This window comes from Aequorivita aquimaris, from assembly GCF_001573155.1.
Lineage (GTDB): Bacteria > Bacteroidota > Bacteroidia > Flavobacteriales > Flavobacteriaceae > Aequorivita > Aequorivita aquimaris.
In genome coordinates this window covers 172,986-194,809 of the sequence record NZ_JRWG01000005.1, presented here as the reverse complement: position 1 = coordinate 194,809, position 21,824 = coordinate 172,986, and the positions used below count along the sequence as shown (strand labels likewise).

Genomic DNA, 21,824 nt, shown 5'->3' with positions numbered 1-21,824 from the left:
TTGAAATTTTAAGAAGAAATCTTATTGAGCAAATACCACTGTAGCGCAAGTATTGTTTTGGCATCCTTCATTTTAGAAATTTTTGAAGTTATTTCCGCAACGGGAATTTTTACCAATTGAATGTCTTCATCTTCTTCGGAATTTCCACCTCCCTTTTCAATTTTATCTTTTGCTGAAACCTCGGCATAGTATAAGAAAATACGTTCGGTTGAAGCTCCGGGTGATGTATAAAAGGTATGTAGTAAAGTTGCGGAAGCCAATTTATATCCCAATTCCTCCAAGACTTCACGTTGTACACAATCTTCTGGTTTTTCGTTTTCTTCCAAAGAACCTGCGGGTATTTCCAAAAGCCAACCATCATTGTTTTTACAACTAGGGTAACGGAATTGGTTGGTTAATAATATACTTTCTGTCTCCTTTTCCAAAAGTACAATAGCAACGGAATTTCCTCTTTCAAAAGCCAATCTTTCTGTTTCTATTTTATTTCCCCGAAATGTATCATAGGTTACTTTGGCTTTTACCATTTTGTAGTGATCGTTGAAAACTACCCTTTCATTTTTAATAGTATATTTCATCTGTATAAAATATTTGATAAAGCGGAAGATGGAATGCCCACATTATTCATCTTCGGTGGGTTAACAATTTGTTTGTGGGCATTTCATAACGGAAATTTTTATTTTAAAGTAATAAAAAAACCCCGAACAAATCGGGGTTTTTCAAAAATGTAATTTATAGGGTCTATTTAAAAATCAAGAATTTCTTGGTTGTTACTGCATTATCCATAGAAATTTTGATGAAATAAGTTCCATTTTCTAGGTTTGAAATATTAATTCGCTCGTTTACAGAAATATTTTCTTGTGAAAAAATCGTTTTTCCCAATATGTCAAATACCTGAATATTTGCATTCTTGGCATTATTTATATTTAGAACTGTGCTAGCAGGATTTGGGTAAATAGCAATGTTTTCAAGTAAGTTTTCATTTAAGCCTAATATACCATCACTATAAAACTTGGTGATTTCATTGGTGCGGTAATTACCATTTGTTTCATATATCACATTCCCCAAATGATCCTTTAAACTTATTTCGTTTCCACCATTACCGCCAGTATCAATTAAATTAAACTCATAACAATCTTCATCAACATTTATACGCTGATAATAAGTTTGATTATTACCATAAGGTCCTCCGTTTTCAATTGTTGTGCCTTGGCTATCTTTTATTTTCCATCTACATTGGTCACCTCTATCATCGGTAGTAATAATTAATTCAAGAGTTCCACTGGATAGTGGTGCTCCAAATGGCATGGTTAATGAATTGTTGGCGTTATAATCGTCATTTGGCACGGAAATTTCGAGAGAGTTGGTTTCCGCAAGGGTCAACGATACTTCTGGCAGTTCTACGGTTTCGCTCTTTAGAGAAGCTATGTTTCCGGTCCAGTTATAAGTATCGGTAGTTCCATTGATTGTATATTCTATAGCCAAGGAAGTAACAGGATTGCTACCAACATTTTGGATATTTACTCTTGGTGAAAAGGTTAGGTTTGATCCTGCACAATCCGAATCAAAATCTTCAACATATCGAACATTTACATCGTTTGCATTTGAGACGTTTGTTGTTGGTGTAGTTCGATTTCCACTAATAATTTCTTGTCTGGTTTCTGTCATAAACACTACAATTTCGAGATCTCCTATTTCTACAGGAACATAGTTGTTTTGTGGAAGAATGGGGTATGCATAATCTCTTTCCACAAATGTACCGGAGGTGGTTTGGGTAATTTCCTCGCCCCATTGGCCAGTGATCATGTCTACCAGACGGTGCATGTGGTTATAATTATTTCCTTGTCCCCCTCCAGTTTGAGGCCCTCTTGTATTGTTCTGAAGCATCACAACATTCAAAAAATTTGTGTTTTCTGGACTGCTGTCTGTATAATATGCTTCCACGTGAATATTCATCATATTGGTTTGAACGTCAATGTCAGCTTCTACTGCAAGATTTACATAAGAAGGGGTGCCCATAATTTGGTTTGAGCGAGTTGCCCACTGGCTTCTATCTAGTATAGTATTGCTGCCGCTAAAAACATGTCTGTTCACAGTACCAGATGGATAACCCTGTAAACCAGTTTGAGCTGCTAACGCATCACCAAATCGGGTTCTGAAATCCGGTTCGCCGGTTGAAGGGTTGGCAAAACTGCCTTGATGTACATTAATTAATGAAACTCTATCAGGATTGGCATCCTGAATGCCTTGTGCAATGGCGTGACCGTCGGGACAGAAAACACAATGAATACCTGTAAATTCTTCAAGAACAACATTTTTGTTTTCTGGTGAAGTTGATACAATCGTTTGCCCATACGTAACGAAGGCAACCAGAGTAAAAACAAATGAGATGAGTAATTTTTTAAACATAATTTTTGATTTTTATTTTAAACGAAATAATTACATAAAATTAAGTATAAGTGTTCTATCTAAAAAATTTAATATCAGGTATTTATGGTTTTTGACTTTGAATTGAAAAGCTAATAAAAATAAAAACCCCGAACACGTCGGGGTTTTTATAAATATTTAATAATGTGATTTATTTAGTAACAATAAATCTTTTTGTTGCTACTGCATCATCTTTAGAAATTTTCATAAAGTAAGTTCCATTTTCAAGATTTGAAATGTTAATCTGCTCATCCATTGAAATATTTTCTTGTGAAAGAATCAATTTTCCAAGAACGTCGAATACTTGGATATTAGCATTTTCAGCATTTTTAAGGTTTAAGGTAGTGCTTGCTGGGTTTGGGTATAGGCTAATATCATTTAATTGAGTGTCATTAACTCCTAATACACCATTACTATTAAACTCGCCAGATACCTGGGCGCCCCAGTTTCCAATAGCGTTAAATAGAATAGTTCCTTCATGGTCAGTCAAAGTTACTCTTGTACCACCATCACTAGCAGTGTCAATAAGGTTAAATGTATAGCAATCTGCGGTTAAATTAAACCTCATTTCTATAGTTGTATTGTTTGGATAGGGCCCACCGCTTTGAATAGTGTTTCCATTAGAATCCTGAAGGTTCCATCGGCACTCAAATCCGTATGCATCAGTAATTAAACGCATATCTACTGTACCTGTACCCGCTGGAGCTTCTTCAAAAGTAGTGTCAAAACTATTGTTTGCGTTATTATCATCGTTAGGGACTGATACTACAATTGTATTTGTTCCTTGAGCTGTGTAGGATACTTCTGGTAACTCTATGGTTTCATCCCATAAAGCAGGAATGCTTCCTGTCCAGTTGTATGTGTGGGAATCTCCGTTAATTTCATACGTTATTGCCAAAGAAGTAATTGTATTTTGTCCTTCATTTTTAATTTTAACCTTCGGTGCTAAGGTAGTTTCACAGGTAGCTGGAATCTCTTCTATTGAAAGAACACTTGCATCGTTAGCGGTTGTTATTCCTGTAAAAGTTGGTCTTGCTCCGTGGCCACTAATAATTTCACTTTCTGTTTCGGTAATGAATGCTACAACTTCCATATCGTCAACTACTGCTGGTACATTATTGTACATAGCAGGAATAGTATAAGTATATGTGCGGTCTACAAGGGTACCAGTTGTTGTTGTGTTTATTGGGTCGCCCCAAGTAGGAGTTATAATATCCACAAGGCGGTGCATGTGATTATAGTTATTGCCCTGGCCACCTCCAGTCTGTGGTCCTTTTGTATTATTTTGTAAGAGTGCAACTGTTAAGAAGTTTGTACTCTCCGGGCTATTTCCAGTATAATAACCTTCCGCATGGATTACTACTTCTCTCGTTTGTACATTGATTGTTGCTTCTACACCCACATTTAGATAAGAACTTTCGCCCAAGATAACATTAGATCGACTTGCCCAAGCAGATCTACTTATAACGGGACTGTTTCCACTCCAAATATGACGGTTTACCATTCCTGAAGGATAACTGTTAACACCATAAAAAGCTCTTATTGCTTCACCATCTGGTGTACGGAAATCTGGTTGTCCAGTTCCTGGAACTGCGAATCCGCCAGCGTGGATATTAACTAAAAAAACGTCATTGGGGTTATCGTTTTTTATGCCTTGCGCAATTCGATGACCATCAGGGCAGTAAACACATTTGATACCTGTAAATTCTTCAAGGATTACATTTTTGTTTTCTGGGGAAGTAGATACAATTGTTTGTCCATACGAAACACAAGCAAACACTGCAAAAACTAAGGAGAGAGGTAGTTTTTTAAACATGATTTTTCAAATTAAAGTAGTTATTAAAATTAAGTTAAACAACAAATGTACTTTTTTATAATTTATTATTAACCTCTTAGGAGGTAAATATCTGTACTTCTTGTGTTAAAATAAAGAATTTCTCCCTTAAATTATTAATGCTTTATCAAATTTCTCTACATTTATATAATTGGGCTCAAATTTTATATAGCCAGTTCTATATGAAATTTGTGTTTTGGGGTGTATTTTCTAAAGTATATACATTTAATGACTGCCAAATGTTAAATAATTGAAAGAGAAAGATTAAAGGAATGGTTGTTTTTAATAATTATCTTTACTTTTGCCATACTTAGTAAACATATTCTAAAAATTAATCCTAAAAATTAAAACAATGAAATTTAAATTACTTCTTTTAAGTATTTTCGGTGCTGTAGCATTTGCAAATGCACAGTTTACTGTTACGGACAGATCAGGAAATGTCCTGAATGATGGCGATGTTATACAATTTGGTGTGTTAACATATCCGGAGGCATCTTTTGACTTTTTTGTTACAAATGATAATCCCTCAGAGGAAATATATACTAGAATTGAATACGTTCAGCAAACGAACTCTACAAATGGAGAATTTGAACAGTTATGTTATGGTCTTTGCTATAATAATCTTGTACCAGGAGAAACTGTACCTCCTTCAAACGATAATGCACTTGTTTTAGCGATTGGCGAAACTACGCCTATGGGTAATCACTTTTATAATGATGATCCGGGTAATGGTGTAGATAATATAGATTTTGTATTTGCATTCCGTCAATATGAAGATGCGGCAGGTACAATAGAAACTGGCACTCCGATTGTTTTTACATATCGTTATAATCCTGCTTTGGGTGTTTCTGCAAATAATTCTGTGGATTTGACAATTCAATCTACTATTGTTTCAAATGAATTAGTCTTGAATGTAAATGAACCAATTAGTATGGTTGTGTATAATGTTCAAGGAAAAGTTGTTAAGCAAGCGCAATTTGAGACAGGTCGTCAAACTGTTAATGTTTCCGATTTAAGTTCACAAATTTATATTGTTCAGTTCAAGAATCAGAAAGGTGGTGTGCAAACAAGTAAAATTGTAGTTCAATAAAAAACATTGAAAATAGAATAATAAAAAAAGCCCCGAAGTTCATCTTCGGGGCTTTTTTCGTTTTAATAATTCTATTTTAGAAAGTAACAACAAGATTTGCCGTTACACCAGTACTTGGAGGCACTTCTCTACAAACTCCGCCCACGCAAATCAAGCCTCCGCGCTGTCTGCCGTAATTCATTGCAAAACGAGCTCTACCTTTAGAGTAGCTTCCGCCTACACTATAATAATGTAGTTCTTTTTCGCCGCCATAGTTCCAGGAATCTGCTGCATAAACAGTAATTGATGGATTGAAGTTATACTCCAAAACTCCGGCAGCCCAGTTTTTATCATCATCGGCAGTCCATAAGTGCTGAAGTTCCATACGTAGAGCTTTCCCCTTTTCAAAACGTCGGGTACCTTCAATAACTGCTATTTGTGCTCTGATATCTCCTTCGGAACCTAAAATTCCTCCTTTTGAAACTGCTTTATCTATTATTACATCTTGATACGACAGTACGGTATTCCATTTAGAAGACCAACGGTTTTTTATTTCAATATTCAAATCGCGGAAATAGCGATCTCCATCACCAATAAACTTTGTGTCATAAGTTAAATCATCAGCATTGAAAGTGGCTTCAAGCCCTGCCCAGTAGGAAAAGTTTCCTGCTAATTTGGTTCCCACTTTGCCTAATGCAGATTCTTTGTCAAATGAATAATATACATCTACCTGTGTACCCACTTCACCTGCGCGTTTTTCATTTTCAGTAAAGAGAAGGCGAGGCTGCGCATTATAAACGTAAATGTTTGAAAGTAGGTAATCGTGTTGTTTTGTAATTGCAGGAATATAGTTTACTACTTGTTCATTAAATTGATTTCCTTCGGCATATCTATCTGCATAAAAAGTAAAATTTTCCAACCTTCTAAAAGTAGAATTAATTCCCAATCCTTTTTGTGCATAACCTAAATTAACTTGTAGTGCTGTTCCGTCAAATAGTTGAGGTGTAGTAACTACTTCTTCATTTATTAAAACATCTGGATCTTTTGTAATTGCTTCAACACCGCCATAGAAATTGGAAACCACAAAATCCAATCTGCCACCATATGCATTTACGTTAGCAGGAATGGTGTCGCTCGAGCCATTGGATTGGTAACGCCCCACATAGCTTGCGCCCAATCTTAGATCTACCGCATCCATATTCATTAAGCCGCTTAGGTCCACATTCGCATCAAGTCCTTGAATTACTCCCTCAGAGACATCAAATCCGTTACGTGTTTGTCCATAAACTCCAGTCATATCAAAAATAGCAGAGGGACTAAATTTAACCCGAACACCTTTTAAAGCATTGTTTATGCCCAATTGCCTGTCTTCCCAAGTGCGAAGTATTAATCCGCTACCAAATTGTTCATAAAAATAGCCTCCTGTAATGTCTAAGGATTCATTTTTAAAATTAAGGTAATAAGTTCCAATTCCGTTTTGCCCGTCCCAAGTTGGGGAATACCCCAAAAGGGCAGAAGGCAGGTAAGATTCGTATTGAACTCCCGCCGTAAATTTGCCTAGTGAATAATTTAACTGTAGATAATTGTTTGCTCTAAATTGATCTTCTGGGGCGATAAAATCAAAATCTTCATCATCAAGAAGCCATTGTGAGTTAGATTCAAGGCCACCAAAAAAGTAGCCATTATCCTGTGAAAAACCGATAGCGCCCATAAGCATAAAGGCGCCGAGAATAATTTTTTTCATTATAAAATTTTGGTTGGTTGTAATTTATAAATTAGTTTGAATACTCCTTTATTTTTTCATAAAGTTCATATTCAGCCCCTGGGCTATAACCTGAATGGCGGTAAACAATCTCATTGTTTTTTACCAATAGTGTCAAAGGTACCGTGGCAGCTCCCAATGCTCGTTTAAAATCGTTATTTGTATCTAAAAGAACAGTGTAGTCCCACCCTTTACCATTAATTAAAGGTTTTACTCTTTTTACGGTACGGCTATCATCAACAGAAACTGCGTAGAGCTCTACACCGGTTTCGGCTTGCCAATCTGGGTAAATTTCACTTATTGCATCAAGTTCCTTTAGACATGGCACACACCAAGTAGCCCACAGAGAGACAACGATAACATTATCTTCTTTTGAAAGATCTTTAGAACTAATAGTTGTTCCATCAACAGTTGTCAATTCAATCTTTGGCATTTCACTTTGCGAAAAGCCTATAAAAGACACCAATAAAAGAAGAAGGGGAATAATTTTTTTCATGAGAAAATGGATTATGATTAATTTTACTGTAGCAATATTAAGTTTTTTTTAATAAAATCGAATTGGTTTGATTGAAAATTGTTCATTTAACATATTAATCAAAAGCATTTTTAAGAATTAGACTATATTAGCGCACATTTTATTTCTTAAAGTTTTTTAAATATGAAAATCTATTTAAAGTTTTTATCACTATTTGTTATCATAGCTATTGTTTCTTGTAGCAAAAAGGAAGATCCTTTTGTTGCCTCAGACCCAATGTTAACCTTAGAACTCAAAAGTGATGCCGGAAACGGTGAACTCGAAGTGCTGTCTCTTAACGATGCAGTTGTTTTTACCGTAACTGGAAGTGATGGCGAAGATTATTCAGAAGCATCAAACTATTATATAAACGACACTCCGATAACGGGAAGAACCTATACTTTTAGTGCAACTGGAACCTATGCAGTTAAAGCCGTTTATAATGATATTACTAGTAACATTCTTAATTTTGAAGTGCTTGCGCCAACCGAACGAGCCTTGACAATTGATTTTTCTAGAGCAATGAAAAATCAAACCATAACATTTGGTTTGCTCGATAGTAATGGCGATGATACTGCTTCAGAAGCTACTTTTTATGTAAACGGAAATGTAATTTCAGGATTTACATATAACTCAGCAAATGATGGAAGTTTTGAAGTCTATGCAGAATACGTGGTAGATAATGAAAGCTTTAGCACTCCAGTCAAAAACTTCTCCGTTTACACGCCAAAAAGAAAAGTAGTTGTAGAAGATTATACCGGTACATGGTGTGGTTTCTGTCCAGCCGTTGCACTTGCAATAGACACCGTTAAAGCGGCAACAAACCATATTTCGGTTGTAGCCATTCACGAAACAGGATCTACGCTGCCTGACCCTATGCATTTTGATGATATTGAAATTTTAAAAGATGAATTTGGAATAGGCGGACTTCCACAAGCACGTTTAAACCGTACACAAAAATGGCTCGATCCTTATAAAAAAGAAGATGTGCTAGCTATGGCTGGTAACGAAACAAATCTTTCTATTGCCATTGATTCAAAAATGACTGGTTCTAACTTGACGATTGATACAAAGCTAATGTATGCCAATGGTTCTGAAGCTGGGGATAAACTAGTGGTATATCTTGTGGAAAGTGGAATAATCTATGCTCAAACAAATTATTTCAACAATACCTCTGGGCATCCATTGGAAGGTCACGGTAATCCAATTCCAGATTTTGTCCATAACGATGCGCTTAGAAATTCTTTATCTGATATTTTTGGTGATGCTATTGCCAATACATCTGCCTATACAGAATACAAAAAACAATATAGCATTGAAATTCCTTCCGAATACAATGTTGATAATTTGAGCGTTATTGTAATGGTGGTTAATGCAAATAACGAGGCTAAAAACTCACAACATGCTGAAGTGGGAGAAAACAAGCAATACGAATAGAGAAAATTTATATTAAACAAAAAACCCATCCTGAATACTTCAGGATGGGTTTTTTTATGGATTCACCCACTGTCTTATCCAAGGAATGGATATCTATAATCAGTTGGTGAAACAAAAGTCTCCTTCACCATTCTTGGCGAAATCCATCTGTATAGGTTTTGCTTGCTTCCAGCTTTATCATTGGTTCCACTTGCACGGGCACCACCAAAAGGTTGTTGGCCAACAACAGCTCCCGTAGGCTTGTCGTTGATGTAGAAATTGCCAGCAGCGTTTTCAAGAATCTTCACAGCTTCTTCCAAAGCATATCTATCTTCACTGAAAACAGCACCTGTTAAGGCATATTCACTGGTTTCATCAACCAAATGCAAGGTTTCTTCCCACTTATTGTCGTCATAAACATATACGGTAAGAACAGGCCCAAAAAGCTCAGTACACATAGTAGTGTATTTTGGATCTTTAGTGACAATTACTGTAGGTTCAATAAAGTAGCCTTTGCTTTTGTCATAATTTCCACCGGCAATTATTTCAACATTTTTATCCTTTTTGGCTTGGTCTATATAGCTTGCAAGTTTGTCAAAAGAGCTTTCGTGAATAACAGCGTTTATGAAGTTGCCCATATCTTCTGGAGTTCCCATTTTGAAGGAGCGGATATCATCAACCAAATATTCTTTGACGTCTTTCCAAATACTTTTTGAAATATAGCAACGGCTAGCGGCGCTACATTTTTGACCTTGATATTCAAAGGCACCACGGGCCATTGCGGTTGCAACTTGCTTAGGGTTTGATGTTTTATGCGCAACAATGAAATCCTTCCCGCCGGTTTCCCCAACGATACGCGGATAGGTTTTGTAATTTTTAATGTTATCACCAATCTTTTTCCAAATTCCCTGGAAAACACCGGTAGAGCCTGTAAAGTGAACCCCGCTGAAATCTGGGCTCGCCATAAGCGTATTCGAAATCATCTCAGGATCTCCCATAACCATATTGATTACACCTGCGGGAACACCAGCCTCACGGAATACATCCATAATGACTTTTGCAGAATATATTTGGGCATTACTCGGTTTCCATACAACAACATTCCCCATCAACGCGGCGCTGGCGGGAAGATTTCCGGCAATTGCAGTGAAATTGAAAGGAGTAATTGCATAAATAAAACCTTCCAATGGACGGTATTCAATTCGGTTCCAGGCTGCGGAAGTAGATTCCGGTTGCTCGGCATAAATCTCGGTCATATACTGAACGTTGAATCTTAAAAAGTCAATAAGTTCACATGCCGAATCAATTTCTGCCTGATAAATATTTTTGGACTGGGCGAGCATGGTAGCTGCGTTTATTTTAGCTCTGTAGGGGCCGGCAAGCAATTCGGCGGCGCGAAGAAAGATTCCCGCACGTTGTTCCCACGGCATAACGGCCCATTTTTTTCTGGCTTCCAAAGCAGTTTCAATTGCTTCTTCCACATTTTTTTTGGTAGCTTTATAATAGGTTCCAAGCACGTGCTTATGGTCGTGCGGCGGAGACATAGTAGCAGTTTCTTTGGTTTTAACCTCTTTTCCGTTGATAAATAAAGGCACCTCTATTTTTGCCTTATACATTTCTTTGTAAGTTTTAAGTACTTCCTCACGTTCCGGTGAACCTGGCGCATAGCTTTTTACAGGTTCGTTTACGGCGATTGGCACTTCAAAAAATCCATTTCCCATAACTTTTTTAAATTTTAATTTATGAAGATTGCAAAGGTACAAAAATGGAAGCACCAAACCTTGAAATCCCCAATTACAAATTGGTTTCTCTATTTTTTTTGGAATTTGGATTTTGTACTTCGCAATTTATTTGGATTTTGGCACTTGTCCTTTGGAATTTTATTTGGAATTTGGTGCTTGTTATTTGGAATTTCAAATTTAACGTATGTGCACAATAACTTTTATCCCAAAAATCAACAACGATTTTGTTTTAACTTCCAATCGTGATGAAGCGCCTGGGCGCGAAACTTTTCCGCCAGAAATTTATGAAGAAGATGGTGTAAAATTGCTTTACCCAAAAGACGCCGTGGCCGGAGGAACGTGGATTGGTGCAAGTGATAAAAAAAGAATTGTCTGTTTGATGAACGGTGGGTTTGTGGCCCACAAACGGGAGGCTTTTTACAGAAAAAGCAGGGGATTGGTCGTAAAAGATTTATTGAAATCAGCCAATTTAAAAAAAGAAATTGAAAACTATGATTTTTGCGGAATAGAGCCCTTTACAACAGTTTTGATTGAATGGGAAACTGAAGTACAATTACTACAATTGGTTTGGGATGGCGAAACGTATCATTTTTCCGAAGAACCCTTGGCGCCGCATATTTGGTCTTCTTCCCCTTTATATCCTGAAAATTTAAAGAAAAAACGTGAACAGTGGTTTTCTGCATTTTTACTTGAAACCATAAAACCTTCGGAAGAAGAACTGCTCCAATTCCACAAAACAGCGGGCGAGGGTGATTTAAACAGCAACCTAATTATGGATCGCGGTTTCATAAAAACAAAAAGCATTACGCAGATTTCCAAAAAAGAAAATGCTATAGAAATGCGTTATGAAGATTTGCAAACAGGTAAAACCAGTAAATTAGCAATCAGTATGTAGAATTAAATATTTCTCTGTGGGTTAATTCATCGAAAAAGGCGCACTCAGATTGAAAAGGGGAATGGAAACCCGAAACTTTCGGGTAGTGGTAAAGTTCACCATATTGTAGTGGCCTTTCATTGCGCCAAAAGGAGAATACAAAAGGCATCCGCTTGTATATGCGTGTCTTTCGCCAGGCTGCAATATGGGTTTTTGACCGATTACACCTTCACCTTCCACAGTTTCAGAATTGTTTAGGGAGTCTTTGATTTTCCAACAGCGTGAAGTTAACTGAACCGTGTCTTTGCTTTGGTTTTCAATAGTAACGGTATAGGCAAAGGCATACTGCATTTTACGGTTTTTGTAAAACGTGCCATCAAATTCGGTTTTGACCGAAATTTTAATTCCTTGTGTTACCTGTTGTACCATTTTAATAAATTGCTGCGCTTGCTACCACAAATAAGCTAGTTGCCACTAGAAAGCTTAGAAAAAATATAATGTTTAAAAATACAAATTTAAATAACGTCCTCCACTTTCCTTGGCTATAAAATTTCCGAAGGGCAAGGTAAAAATACAACGGGCCAAGAATTAAGAATAAAATGATCTGAAAAAAATTAGTCCCCACAATCACTTCTGGAATTCGAAAAATTAACATCGTCAGAAATATAAAACTGAAAATGTGGAACAAAAAAATTACGTGCTCCATATAGGTAAATTTCTTTCGAGAATAAAAAAGCCAGAAAAAAAGTGCGTAAAACGGCGTAAAGAAGAAAATGAAGAATGGAATCTTTGAAGTTATATAATTTATGAAGGCATTTGGATTGCTTATAATTTTGTACCAAGTTATAGAGCGGGAGTAGAGCCAACGATTTTTAAATCTATTTGAGTGGTTCAGGCTGTCTAAAGCCACTACTGGGTTTTCTGTTTTTGTGCGGAAATAATAAGACATATATAGAGAGCTTCGCTTACTGTAATTCTCGAAAAATGCTAGCGTGTCAAGGCTCTTTTCGGAATAATAAAGAGGTATTCCAAGCTGTTTTGCCTTTAAAGTATCTCCGCGAGAATCTGGCGTAAATATTTCAGGAGGTTGATTGGCAAAAAGAGAATCAATAGATGCTTCATTTGCAGGCTTTACATTTAAACCTAATTGATTATCCTTTTCAGAAGGATTTATATAGCCAATGAAGCCTTCCATCAAAAAATAAATAATGGAAACACTCAAGAAAAACCGGAACGGATTGGCGTATTTTAACCGTTGGCCTTTTACGTAATTTTTTGATATTACCCCGGGGCGGAATAAAAGATCTTTGAGCGTATTGCGCAATCGCGAGTCATAGACTAAAATGCTGCTCAAAAATTCTGCAAAAAAATCTTTTGCTGAAAGTTGTTTCTTGCTGTTTAATTGTGAGCAATAGGGGCAGTAAACATCACTAACGTCCAGTGGTTGATTGCAGTTTAAACATTTGTTGCCACGATATTGCAACGACTTTCTTCCAGTGGAAACCTCGTCTTTTTTGCGTTTCATGACTTGATGAAAAAAGGGTTAGCGCTTCATTTAATTTTAGGAAAATCAGTTATTGCTAATATTTGTGGAGTTTGCATAACCAGTACCAATTATGCGGTCATATCTAGCCCCCAAATCACGGAAATATACAATTACGGTATAGTCGTTTTCCGTTTGCCAAAAATCGCCACTCACGGCGCCTTCGTCAATACTTCCATCTCTATTTACTACAACATACTTATAGTTGTAGAATCCTTGCTTAAATAAACGTTCATTCCTGTAGGTGTCGCTTTTTGGATCATATTTCATATAGGTGCTGCCGTCTATAGTCCAATTATTGAAATTCCCGTAAATATGTAGTTCCTTGTCTTCCAGATCTTCATAATACTGAAGATTAAAGTGCATTCGGACATATTCGGCTTCTAAGTCTTGGTTTCTGGCATCTACATTGCGCACCACAAAATTTCCGTTAATATCTGGATTGTAGGTGTATGGCCTATTATATCGGGGTATATTTGTGTAAAGATAATTCTCATAAACATCAGTAAGGTCTATGGAGCGCACGCCATTAGTGGCAGACCGTTCATCTTTATTGTCAAAAGCAAGAAATTCATTGCCGCCGCCGAAAGAAGCTTCCTTATCGTATCTATAAATAAGCTCGTTACCCATAGTGTATTGCGGCACCAGATCTGTAATGGCAGTTTTAAGGTTGCTGTTTTGCAGCACCAGTGTTTTTACGGTTTGCTTAGGGTTTACCAATAATAAATTGGGTGAATTTATCGTAAAATGAACTACTTGCTTTTCTTCAATAACCCTTAGGTCCCGTGCGCGTTTTATTTCCACACCCACAGAAGCTATGTTTTCAATCACCAAAAATTTTCTCGTAAATACCAACTCTCCATCGCTGTTGAAAATGCTTAACAGATAATTTCCGCTTTTTTCAATCGCCCGGGTATCACGATTGGGGATGGTGAGTTCGTAATGCGAAAAAATTTGAAGTGTATTTACCGAGTTTTGATAGGTGTCTATGCGCACATCATCAAAACCATCTATGTATTCACTTTTTGAAAGATCGCTGGGGCTCCAGTCAAAATCATGGTGGGTGATGGTATAGTAATAATCTTCCTCTTCACCGTTAAGCGCATCAAAAGAAAGTTGCAACTGACCGCCCAGTCTGATAACGGGCAGTTGGCTGAGGTCCGTAGCGCCACGAAACTGTATGGTGCTGATGTATGGAGGTTCTACTTTTTCAACAATTTGTGAGAATGCTGGAAGGACTGAAAATATGATAAATAGGGTAGTGGCAAAGATTCTAGACATAACTGGAATTTAAAAAGCTAATATAAACAAATTTTGTGCCTCTTCCATTGGTGTTTTTGGGAATGCAAGAACAGTCTTAAAATTTGGTCATTTTTTAATAGCTTTAATAGTCCTTAACCGTTTTGGTCAAAAGTGTTTATTGATAATAAGAGTGGTCTAGCTTTAATTTACTCGGTCAAGTGTCATTTCAAAAAATTGGGTCCAATTTTCTTCCCTTTTGTATTCTCCTTTTTCATACCATTGCCCATTTTCGTTCAGCCAAATAATATATCTTACATTATTATTTGGATACCAATAAAGTTTGTTGTCAATTAATTCTGCCTTGAATTCTGCATTTTGCCCACTTGGCAGGTAAGATCTAAAAAGGTAGTTATTGTCTGTTTTGTTATATGTTAAGATTGCCAGGGCATTGTGGACAATTTTTCCGTTCACCTTTCCCATTCCTTCAATTAATATAGCAGTAGAATCTAATTTAAAGTGAATTTTTTCAGTTTGTTCAAAATTAGATTTACCCTCTTTGCCCATCATCCATCCAGAACCTTTCCAATTGCCAACCATAAATTTTAGTTCAGATATTTTTGATTTTGACAGTGAATCAGTTTCTGAAGATTGCCCGAAAGATTGGAAGGTAATAAATGCCGTTAAGGTGATAATAAAGATTGTTCTCATGATTTTCTTTGATTTAATTAGCCAGAATGGTGTTTTAATACATTTTTTTTCTGTGAAGACCTTTAGCGAGATTATTATTCCTTGTGAAATTTATTAATTACTAAAGTTAATGATTTTCAGTTAATTATCGGCTTTGGTAATTTTTAATGAAATTGAAACCTAGACCCGTAAATGGCTTAGAATAACAATGTAAAAAACCAGATAGCTATTAGGGTGATGGAGAATTATTTATTTTTCAACCCAAATCTTTGTTTGAAACAGTAGTTTTTTACAGCAAACCCTCAAAAAAAAATATAATTGCCGCATTGTTAGTTTCTTTGAGTCTCGTTTTAAGTATGGCAATTTTCAAAAGCAACTTTTTTATATTTATCCTTTCCCTAATTTAAAAACATTTTAAAATAACAGTCCACTCCTTTTTAACACAGAAAATTATATGCATTTATTGTGCAATGGTATATTTAATTTATAAATTTGCACGCCCTTATTCCCCGCGCATTTGTTTTGAGGGGAAATAGGGTATTAAAAAGGCATTATTAATATCCATATTTATGTCCAAAGACATTAAGATTAAAAAAGGTCTTACCATTAAATTAAAGGGCGAAGCCGAAAAAGTACTTTCCAGCGCCCCGCGATCAAGAACTTTCGCAATAAGACCTTCCGATTTTCATCTCATTACACCAAAAATGGTGGTTAAAGAAGGTGGAAAAGTTCAGGCTGGCGATATAATTTTCTACTCAAAAAGTAATGAGGCCGTAAAGTTTGTTTCTCCCGTTAGCGGAACACTTACCAAAATTGAGCGTGGCGCAAAACGTGTGATTACTGATATAATCATTGAAGCAGATCCGCAGGATACTTTTAAGGATTTTGGCATTTTAAGCCCAGATGCTGCAAGTGCCGATGCTATTAAAGCGCGTTTGCTGGAGGCTGGATGCTGGCCATTTATTATGCAGCGTCCGTATGCGGTGATTGCCGATACGGAGCAAGAGCCGAGAGATGTTTTTGTTTCCGCATACAGTACCGCTCCCTTGGCAAACGATGTGGATTTTTCTTTAAAAGGAAAAGAAAAAGAATTACAGGCAGCTGTGACCGCGCTAAGCAAACTTACTAAAGGACAAGTACATGTGGGCATTGGCAAAGGCAATGATTCTTCTTTTAAAGGATTAAAAGATATTTCCCTTCACAATGTTTCTGGACCGCACCCGGCAGGAAATGTGGGTACGCAAATAAACAAGCTGGGGCCCGTTAACAAAGGTGAAATTGTCTGGACCATTGCGCCACAAGACCTTGTGATTATTGGTGAATTGTTACTTACCGGAAAATTCAACGCCGAACGCACCATTGCACTTTCGGGTTCTGAAGTGAAAACTCCAAAATATTATAAAACAAGAATCGGTTCAGAGGCAGCGACCTTTTTATACGACTCTGGTCTAAAAGACGAGAATGTTCGCGTTATCAGCGGCGATGTGCTTACTGGAAAAAAGATTTCCCCGAAAGGGCATTTGGGCTATTACAGCAACACGGTAACCGTAATCCCTGAAGGAGATGATTACGAACTGTTTGGCTGGAACAAGCCGGTTTTCAATAAGATTTCAACTTCAAGAGCATTAACCTTTTCTTGGCTAACGCCAAACAAAATATACGATCTCGACACCAATACCAATGGAGAGCACCGTGCTTTCGTGGTAACGGGTAATTATGAAGAAGTTTTTCCACTGGATATTTATCCAATGCAGATATTGAAAGCCTGCATGGTTCAAGATTTAGATGAAATGGAGGCGCTGGGAATGTATGAAGTGGCTCCGGAAGATTTTTCACTTACCGAGTTTGTTTGCGTGAGCAAGCAGCCGCATCAACAAATTATCAGGAACGGTCTTGATTTAATGTATAAAGAAATAGGATAACCGCTATGGGATTGAAACAGAATTTACATAAGCTAAAGGAAAAGTACAAGGGAACCAAGATGGCCCCCGCGTTCAACGCATTGCATACCTTTTTGTACACTCCAAATGAAACTACGCATTCCGGATCACACGTTCGCGCGGCAGACGATTTAAAGCGTACGATGAATACCGTAATTATGGCACTTATTCCTTGTTTGATTTTTGGAATATTCAATGCGGGTTATCAGCATTATGCGGCTATAGACAATACTTTAAGACTGGATCCATTAGGAAATTTCTTCACTTGGGATAACTTTATTTTAGGAGCCTGGACGGTTTTGCCTTTGGTTATAGTATCATACGGAGTAGGTCTTTTGGTCGAATTTATATTCGCCGTAATAAAAGGCCACGAAGTTGAAGAAGGCTATTTGGTAACGGGAATGCTCGTGCCACTTATTGTTCCGATCGATATTCCACTATGGATGCTTGCTGTTGCGGTAATCTTCGGTGTTGTAATTGGGAAGGAAGTTTTTGGCGGAACAGGGATGAACATCTTGAACCCTGCATTAACTATCCGAGCATTTTTGTTCTTCGCATACCCTACTTGGATGAGTGGGGATAAAGTATGGGTTCACGGTGCAAAAGAAATGGCCGGTCAACCAGATGCAATTTCCGGAGAAACAATCTTAGGAAGCTTAGCGCAAAACCACGAGCCTATTTACAGTATATGGGATAGCTTCTGGGGTTTTATTCCCGGGTCAGTCGGTGAGACGTCTACTTTCCTTATTCTAATAGGTGCATTGTTTTTAATTTTCACCAAAATAGGAAGTTGGAGGATTATGCTCTCTGCCGTGCTTGGTGCATTGGCGATGGGTCTTATTTTTAACGGTGTTGTAGATGCTGGATGGATTAAAGATGGCAGCAGTTTTTACGGATTGATGAGCGAAACTTTCTGGCATCACTTAGTAATAGGAGGTCTTGCTTTTGGTATAGTGTATATGGCTACAGATCCTGTAACCGCTTCACAGACCAATAAAGGTAAATGGATCTATGGTTTCCTTATTGGTTTTATCTCAGTATTGATTCGTGTTTTCAACCCTGCTTACCCAGAAGGAGTAATGCTCGCGATATTATTGATGAACGTATTTGCACCAACTATAGATCACTATGTGGTACGAGGAAATATAAAGAAAAGAATGAAACGTTTAAAAGCTAAAACTGCGTAATCATGGCAAAGAAAACAGATAAAAACTCATACACCATTATCTTTTCAGTGATAATGGTTATTGTGGTGGGATCGCTTTTGGCCGGGGTTGCACAAGGACTTAAAAGTAAGATAACACTAAATGAACGTTTTGAGAAAATGCAAAACATTCTTTACGCTATGGGCATTAACGAGAATGAAAGTGATGGTGACATTACCTTTATTTCTACCGATAAAGTTGAAGGAGTATTTGCTGCAAATATTAAAAAGCAATTGGTTATTCAAGGCGATGACGTAACCGAAGATCCAGAAGCTTACTTGATTGATATAAAAAAAGAAGAAACCTTAGCTAAAGATCCTAATTACCAACGCCGACTTCCACTTTTTGTTGGCGAGAAAGACGGGGAAACACTTTATGTAATACCGATGCGAGGAAAAGGACTATGGGATGCTATTTGGGGTTTTGTAGCTGTTGATAAATCTTTGGTTGTAAAAGGAGTGTTTTTTGATCACGCAGGTGAAACTCCTGGACTGGGGGCTGAAATTAAGCAGAGATACTTTATGGATGACTTCAAAGGAGAGAGCATAATGGACGCTGATGTTTTTAAAGGAATTACTGTAGCAAAAGGTAATAACGACCCAGTTAACGAAAATAAAACTGACAATAAGGTTGATGCCATTGCCGGAGCAACTATCACTGGTGATGGTGTAACGGCTATGATAAAAAAGGACGTAAGAATGTATTTGCCTTATCTAAACTCATTAAATCAATAAATTATGGGATTGCTATCAAAAAAAGACAGTAAGTTAATTCTAGACCCACTAGCAGATAATAACCCAATTACCATTCAGGTTTTGGGAATTTGTTCAGCTTTGGCAATTACTGCACAACTTAAGGCTTCTATTGTAATGGCCATCTCGGTTGTATTTGTTTTGGGAGTGGGTAATGTAGTGATTTCACTAATGAGAAACATTATTCCTTCAAAAATCCGAATTATCGTTCAGTTGGTAGTAGTTGCTGCTTTGGTGATAATCGTGGATCAGGTATTAAAAGCTTTTGCTTACGAATTAAGTAAAGAATTATCGGTCTTTATTGGATTGATTATTACAAACTGTATCATTATGGGACGTTTCGAGGCTTTTGCTTTGGGTAACGGTCCTTGGCGCTCTTTTTTAGACGGAATAGGAAACGCCGCTGGTTATGGAGTTATACTTATAATCGTAGGTTTCTTTAGAGAGTTATTGGGTTCTGGAACACTTTTAGGGTTCAAAGTGCTCGGTGACCCTATCTCCAAAACAGGATTATATGCCCTAGGCTATGAAAATAACGGGTTTATGCTCTTGTCGCCAATGGCTTTGATAGTTATTGGTATTATTATATGGGTACAACGCTCTAGAAATAAAGAGTTAATAGAAGAATAAATAGAGTTGGCGGTAGATAGAGCGGTGATTAATCTTACTGCAACTGCATACTGCAACTGCAAATTGAATACTGAAAAATGGAACATATAGAGTTATTTTTTAAATCGATATTTATAGACAATATGGTATTTGCAACCTTCCTAGGAATGTGCTCATATCTTGCTGTGTCTAAAAAAGTATCAACAGCTGTAGGACTTGGAGCTGCGGTTATATTTGTGCTTGCGGTTACAGTGCCCATTAACTGGTTGCTGGATCAATATCTATTGCAAGACGGAGCTCTGGCATGGTTGGGCGAAGAATACGCTTCGTACGATTTAGGATTCCTTTCCTTCATTCTTTTTATTGCAACTATTGCCACAATGGTTCAATTGGTAGAGATCGTGGTTGAAAAATTTTCACCGTCATTGTATAACTCTTTGGGTATTTTCCTTCCACTTATTGCCGTTAACTGTGCTATTTTAGGGGGGTCATTGTTTATGCAGTCTAGAGAGATTCCAACCCTGGGATTAGCGCTAAACTATGGTATTAGTTCAGGAATTGGCTGGTTCTTGGCCATTCTGGCAATTGCCGCCATCCGTGAAAAGATACGATATTCCAATGTTCCTGCGCCTTTAAGAGGTTTGGGAATCACATTTATCATCACGGGCTTAATGGCCATCGGTTTTATGAGTTTTGGAGGAATGCTGACGGGAGGAGACGAAGAAACTCCTTCACTGGATTCAAATCCTGAAAACTTGGGTGTCAAAACCGAACAAATTCAAGAAGAAAATACAGAAACCGCACAAACGGTTGAAGTTTCAACCATAACGAAGCAATAATATGTTTTTAGCAGTAAGTACCCTTGGAGTAATTTTAGTAACGGTTATCGCTTTTTTGATCTTAACCTTACTATTGGTTGCATTATTACTTTTTACAAAACAGAAACTTTCGCCATCTGGTCCTGTAAAAATTACTATTAATGACGAAAAAGTAATTGAAGTAGAAAGTGGCGGAACACTTTTATCTACATTAGGAGGTGAGAAAATATTCCTTCCATCTGCCTGTGGTGGTGGTGGAACCTGTATTCAATGTGAATGCCACGTGCTTTCGGGTGGCGGTGAAGCTTTGCCTACGGAAACCCCTCACTTTACACGCAAAGAATTAAAAGAAGGCGCTCGTCTTTCCTGCCAAGTAAAAGTGAAGCAGGATATGAACATCCGCATTCCTGAAGAAGTATTCGGCATTAAGAAATGGGATGCTACCGTTGTGCGTAACTATAACGTTGCTTCTTTCATTAAAGAATTTGTGGTTGAAATCCCAGAGGATATGAATTACAAGGCTGGGGGATATATTCAAATTGAAATTCCACCTTGCGAAATAAAATATTCAGATATTGACATTACTGCCCATCCCGAAGAGCATGAAACTCCAGACAAGTTTCAAGCAGAATGGGATAAATTTGGACTATGGCCATTGGTGATGAAGAATACCGAAACTGTAGAGAGGGCCTATTCTATGGCGTCTTATCCAGCTGAAGGACGCGAGATTATGCTAAACGTTCGTATTGCCACTCCACCGTGGGATCGCGCAAAAAACCAATGGATGCAAGTAAACCCTGGGATAGCTTCTTCTTATATTTTTAATTGCAAAAAAGGAGACAAGGTTGTGATTTCTGGACCTTATGGTGAGTTTTTCATAAACCCGTCGGACGCAGAAATGTTATACGTAGGTGGTGGAGCAGGAATGGCACCTATGCGTTCGCATCTATATCATCTTTTCAAAACCCTAAAAACTGGAAGAAAAGTTACTTATTGGTATGGAGGACGTTCCAAAAGAGAGCTTTTCTATTTAGATCACTTTAAACAATTGGAAAACGAATTCCCGAACTTCAAATTCTACCTTGCACTTTCAGAGCCAATGGAAGAAGATAATTGGAAAGTGAAGAAAGACATTAACGATGAGGCTGGTGATGGTTTTGTGGGCTTTATTCACCAAGTGGTTATAGATAACTATTTAAGCCATCACGAATCTCCAGAAGATATAGAGCTATATTTCTGTGGACCACCATTGATGAACCAAGCTGTGCAAAAAATGGGTGAGGATTTTGGAATCCCTGATGAAAACATACGTTTTGATGATTTTGGAGGATAATTAAAGTCCCATAGATTTATTTTGTAAAACCGTTTCTAATTTTAGAAACGGTTTTTTTAT

At 37.3% G+C, this 21,824-nt stretch carries 19 protein-coding genes; 9 read left to right on the top strand and 10 right to left on the bottom strand.

Annotated features, from left to right (window positions below; all coding sequences use genetic code 11):
* Positions 1-8: 8 nt before the first annotated feature.
* From LS48_RS09835 to LS48_RS09825, 3 genes are all read right to left on the bottom strand, one after another.
* Positions 9-575 (bottom strand): NUDIX domain-containing protein, encoded by a 567-nt coding sequence (locus tag LS48_RS09835; RefSeq protein WP_062622368.1) that lies wholly within the window; start codon positions 573-575, stop codon positions 9-11.
* A 163-nt stretch (positions 576-738) separates the two neighbouring features.
* Entirely contained in the window at positions 739-2,406 is a 1,668-nt protein-coding gene (locus LS48_RS09830) for a T9SS type A sorting domain-containing protein (protein ID WP_062622367.1), read from the bottom strand.
* Between the two features lie 169 nt (positions 2,407-2,575).
* Positions 2,576-4,240: a T9SS type A sorting domain-containing protein gene (locus LS48_RS09825; protein WP_062622366.1), complete on the bottom strand. Its 1,665-nt coding sequence runs from the start codon at positions 4,238-4,240 to the stop codon at positions 2,576-2,578.
* 370 nt (positions 4,241-4,610) lie between these two features.
* Between LS48_RS09825 and LS48_RS09820 the strand changes: the two genes are divergently transcribed.
* A complete protein-coding gene (locus LS48_RS09820) occupies positions 4,611-5,348 on the top strand; it encodes a T9SS type A sorting domain-containing protein (protein WP_062622365.1) in 738 nt (245 codons plus the stop codon).
* A 76-nt stretch (positions 5,349-5,424) separates the two neighbouring features.
* On the opposite strand, the gene LS48_RS09815 is transcribed toward LS48_RS09820, so the two are convergent.
* Positions 5,425-7,071 (bottom strand): DUF6029 family protein, encoded by a 1,647-nt coding sequence (locus LS48_RS09815; RefSeq protein ID WP_062622364.1) that lies wholly within the window; start codon positions 7,069-7,071, stop codon positions 5,425-5,427.
* Between the two features lie 31 nt (positions 7,072-7,102).
* On the bottom strand, positions 7,103-7,585 hold the full coding sequence (locus tag LS48_RS09810) for a TlpA family protein disulfide reductase (RefSeq protein ID WP_062622363.1): 483 nt from the start codon (positions 7,583-7,585) through the stop codon (positions 7,103-7,105).
* Positions 7,586-7,747: 162 nt separating this feature from the next.
* Between LS48_RS09810 and LS48_RS09805 the strand changes: the two genes are divergently transcribed.
* Complete coding sequence (locus LS48_RS09805) at positions 7,748-9,040, top strand: Omp28-related outer membrane protein (protein WP_062622362.1); 1,293 nt, start codon at positions 7,748-7,750, stop codon at positions 9,038-9,040.
* A gap of 74 nt (positions 9,041-9,114) precedes the next feature.
* Here the strand turns inward: LS48_RS09805 and pruA are convergent, their stop codons facing one another.
* A complete protein-coding gene (pruA, locus tag LS48_RS09800; protein ID WP_062622361.1) occupies positions 9,115-10,740 on the bottom strand; it encodes an L-glutamate gamma-semialdehyde dehydrogenase in 1,626 nt (541 codons plus the stop codon).
* A gap of 205 nt (positions 10,741-10,945) precedes the next feature.
* On the opposite strand from pruA, the gene LS48_RS09795 reads away from it, so the two are divergent.
* A complete protein-coding gene (locus tag LS48_RS09795) occupies positions 10,946-11,656 on the top strand; it encodes an NRDE family protein (RefSeq protein WP_062622360.1) in 711 nt (236 codons plus the stop codon).
* A 21-nt stretch (positions 11,657-11,677) separates the two neighbouring features.
* On the opposite strand, the gene apaG is transcribed toward LS48_RS09795, so the two are convergent.
* From apaG to LS48_RS09775, 4 genes are all read right to left on the bottom strand, one after another.
* Positions 11,678-12,064: a Co2+/Mg2+ efflux facilitator ApaG/CorD gene (apaG, locus tag LS48_RS09790; RefSeq protein ID WP_062622359.1), complete on the bottom strand. Its 387-nt coding sequence runs from the start codon at positions 12,062-12,064 to the stop codon at positions 11,678-11,680.
* Between the two features lies 1 nt (position 12,065).
* Positions 12,066-13,160: a DUF3667 domain-containing protein gene (locus LS48_RS09785; RefSeq protein WP_062622358.1), complete on the bottom strand. Its 1,095-nt coding sequence runs from the start codon at positions 13,158-13,160 to the stop codon at positions 12,066-12,068.
* Positions 13,161-13,205: 45 nt separating this feature from the next.
* Positions 13,206-14,459, bottom strand: coding sequence for a type IX secretion system plug protein (locus LS48_RS09780; protein ID WP_062622357.1), 1,254 nt, complete (start codon positions 14,457-14,459; stop codon positions 13,206-13,208).
* Positions 14,460-14,621: 162 nt separating this feature from the next.
* Positions 14,622-15,128, bottom strand: coding sequence for a hypothetical protein (locus LS48_RS09775; RefSeq protein ID WP_131807717.1), 507 nt, complete (start codon positions 15,126-15,128; stop codon positions 14,622-14,624).
* A gap of 548 nt (positions 15,129-15,676) precedes the next feature.
* Between LS48_RS09775 and LS48_RS09765 the strand changes: the two genes are divergently transcribed.
* The 6 genes from LS48_RS09765 (at position 15,677) to nqrF (ending at position 21,764) form a co-directional block, all read left to right on the top strand.
* On the top strand, positions 15,677-17,029 hold the full coding sequence (locus LS48_RS09765; RefSeq protein WP_062622354.1) for a Na(+)-translocating NADH-quinone reductase subunit A: 1,353 nt from the start codon (positions 15,677-15,679) through the stop codon (positions 17,027-17,029).
* A 5-nt stretch (positions 17,030-17,034) separates the two neighbouring features.
* Complete coding sequence (locus tag LS48_RS09760) at positions 17,035-18,234, top strand: NADH:ubiquinone reductase (Na(+)-transporting) subunit B (RefSeq protein WP_062622353.1); 1,200 nt, start codon at positions 17,035-17,037, stop codon at positions 18,232-18,234.
* A 2-nt stretch (positions 18,235-18,236) separates the two neighbouring features.
* Entirely contained in the window at positions 18,237-18,986 is a 750-nt protein-coding gene (locus tag LS48_RS09755) for a Na(+)-translocating NADH-quinone reductase subunit C (RefSeq protein ID WP_062622352.1), read from the top strand.
* Between the two features lie 3 nt (positions 18,987-18,989).
* Positions 18,990-19,634 (top strand): NADH:ubiquinone reductase (Na(+)-transporting) subunit D, encoded by a 645-nt coding sequence (locus LS48_RS09750; RefSeq protein WP_062622351.1) that lies wholly within the window; start codon positions 18,990-18,992, stop codon positions 19,632-19,634.
* Between the two features lie 77 nt (positions 19,635-19,711).
* Positions 19,712-20,452 carry an NADH:ubiquinone reductase (Na(+)-transporting) subunit E gene (nqrE, locus tag LS48_RS09745; protein WP_062622350.1) on the top strand — a complete coding sequence of 247 codons (741 nt, stop codon included), beginning with the start codon at positions 19,712-19,714 and terminating at the stop codon, positions 20,450-20,452.
* Position 20,453: 1 nt separating this feature from the next.
* On the top strand, positions 20,454-21,764 hold the full coding sequence (gene nqrF / locus LS48_RS09740; protein ID WP_062622349.1) for an NADH:ubiquinone reductase (Na(+)-transporting) subunit F: 1,311 nt from the start codon (positions 20,454-20,456) through the stop codon (positions 21,762-21,764).
* Positions 21,765-21,824 lie beyond the last annotated feature (60 nt).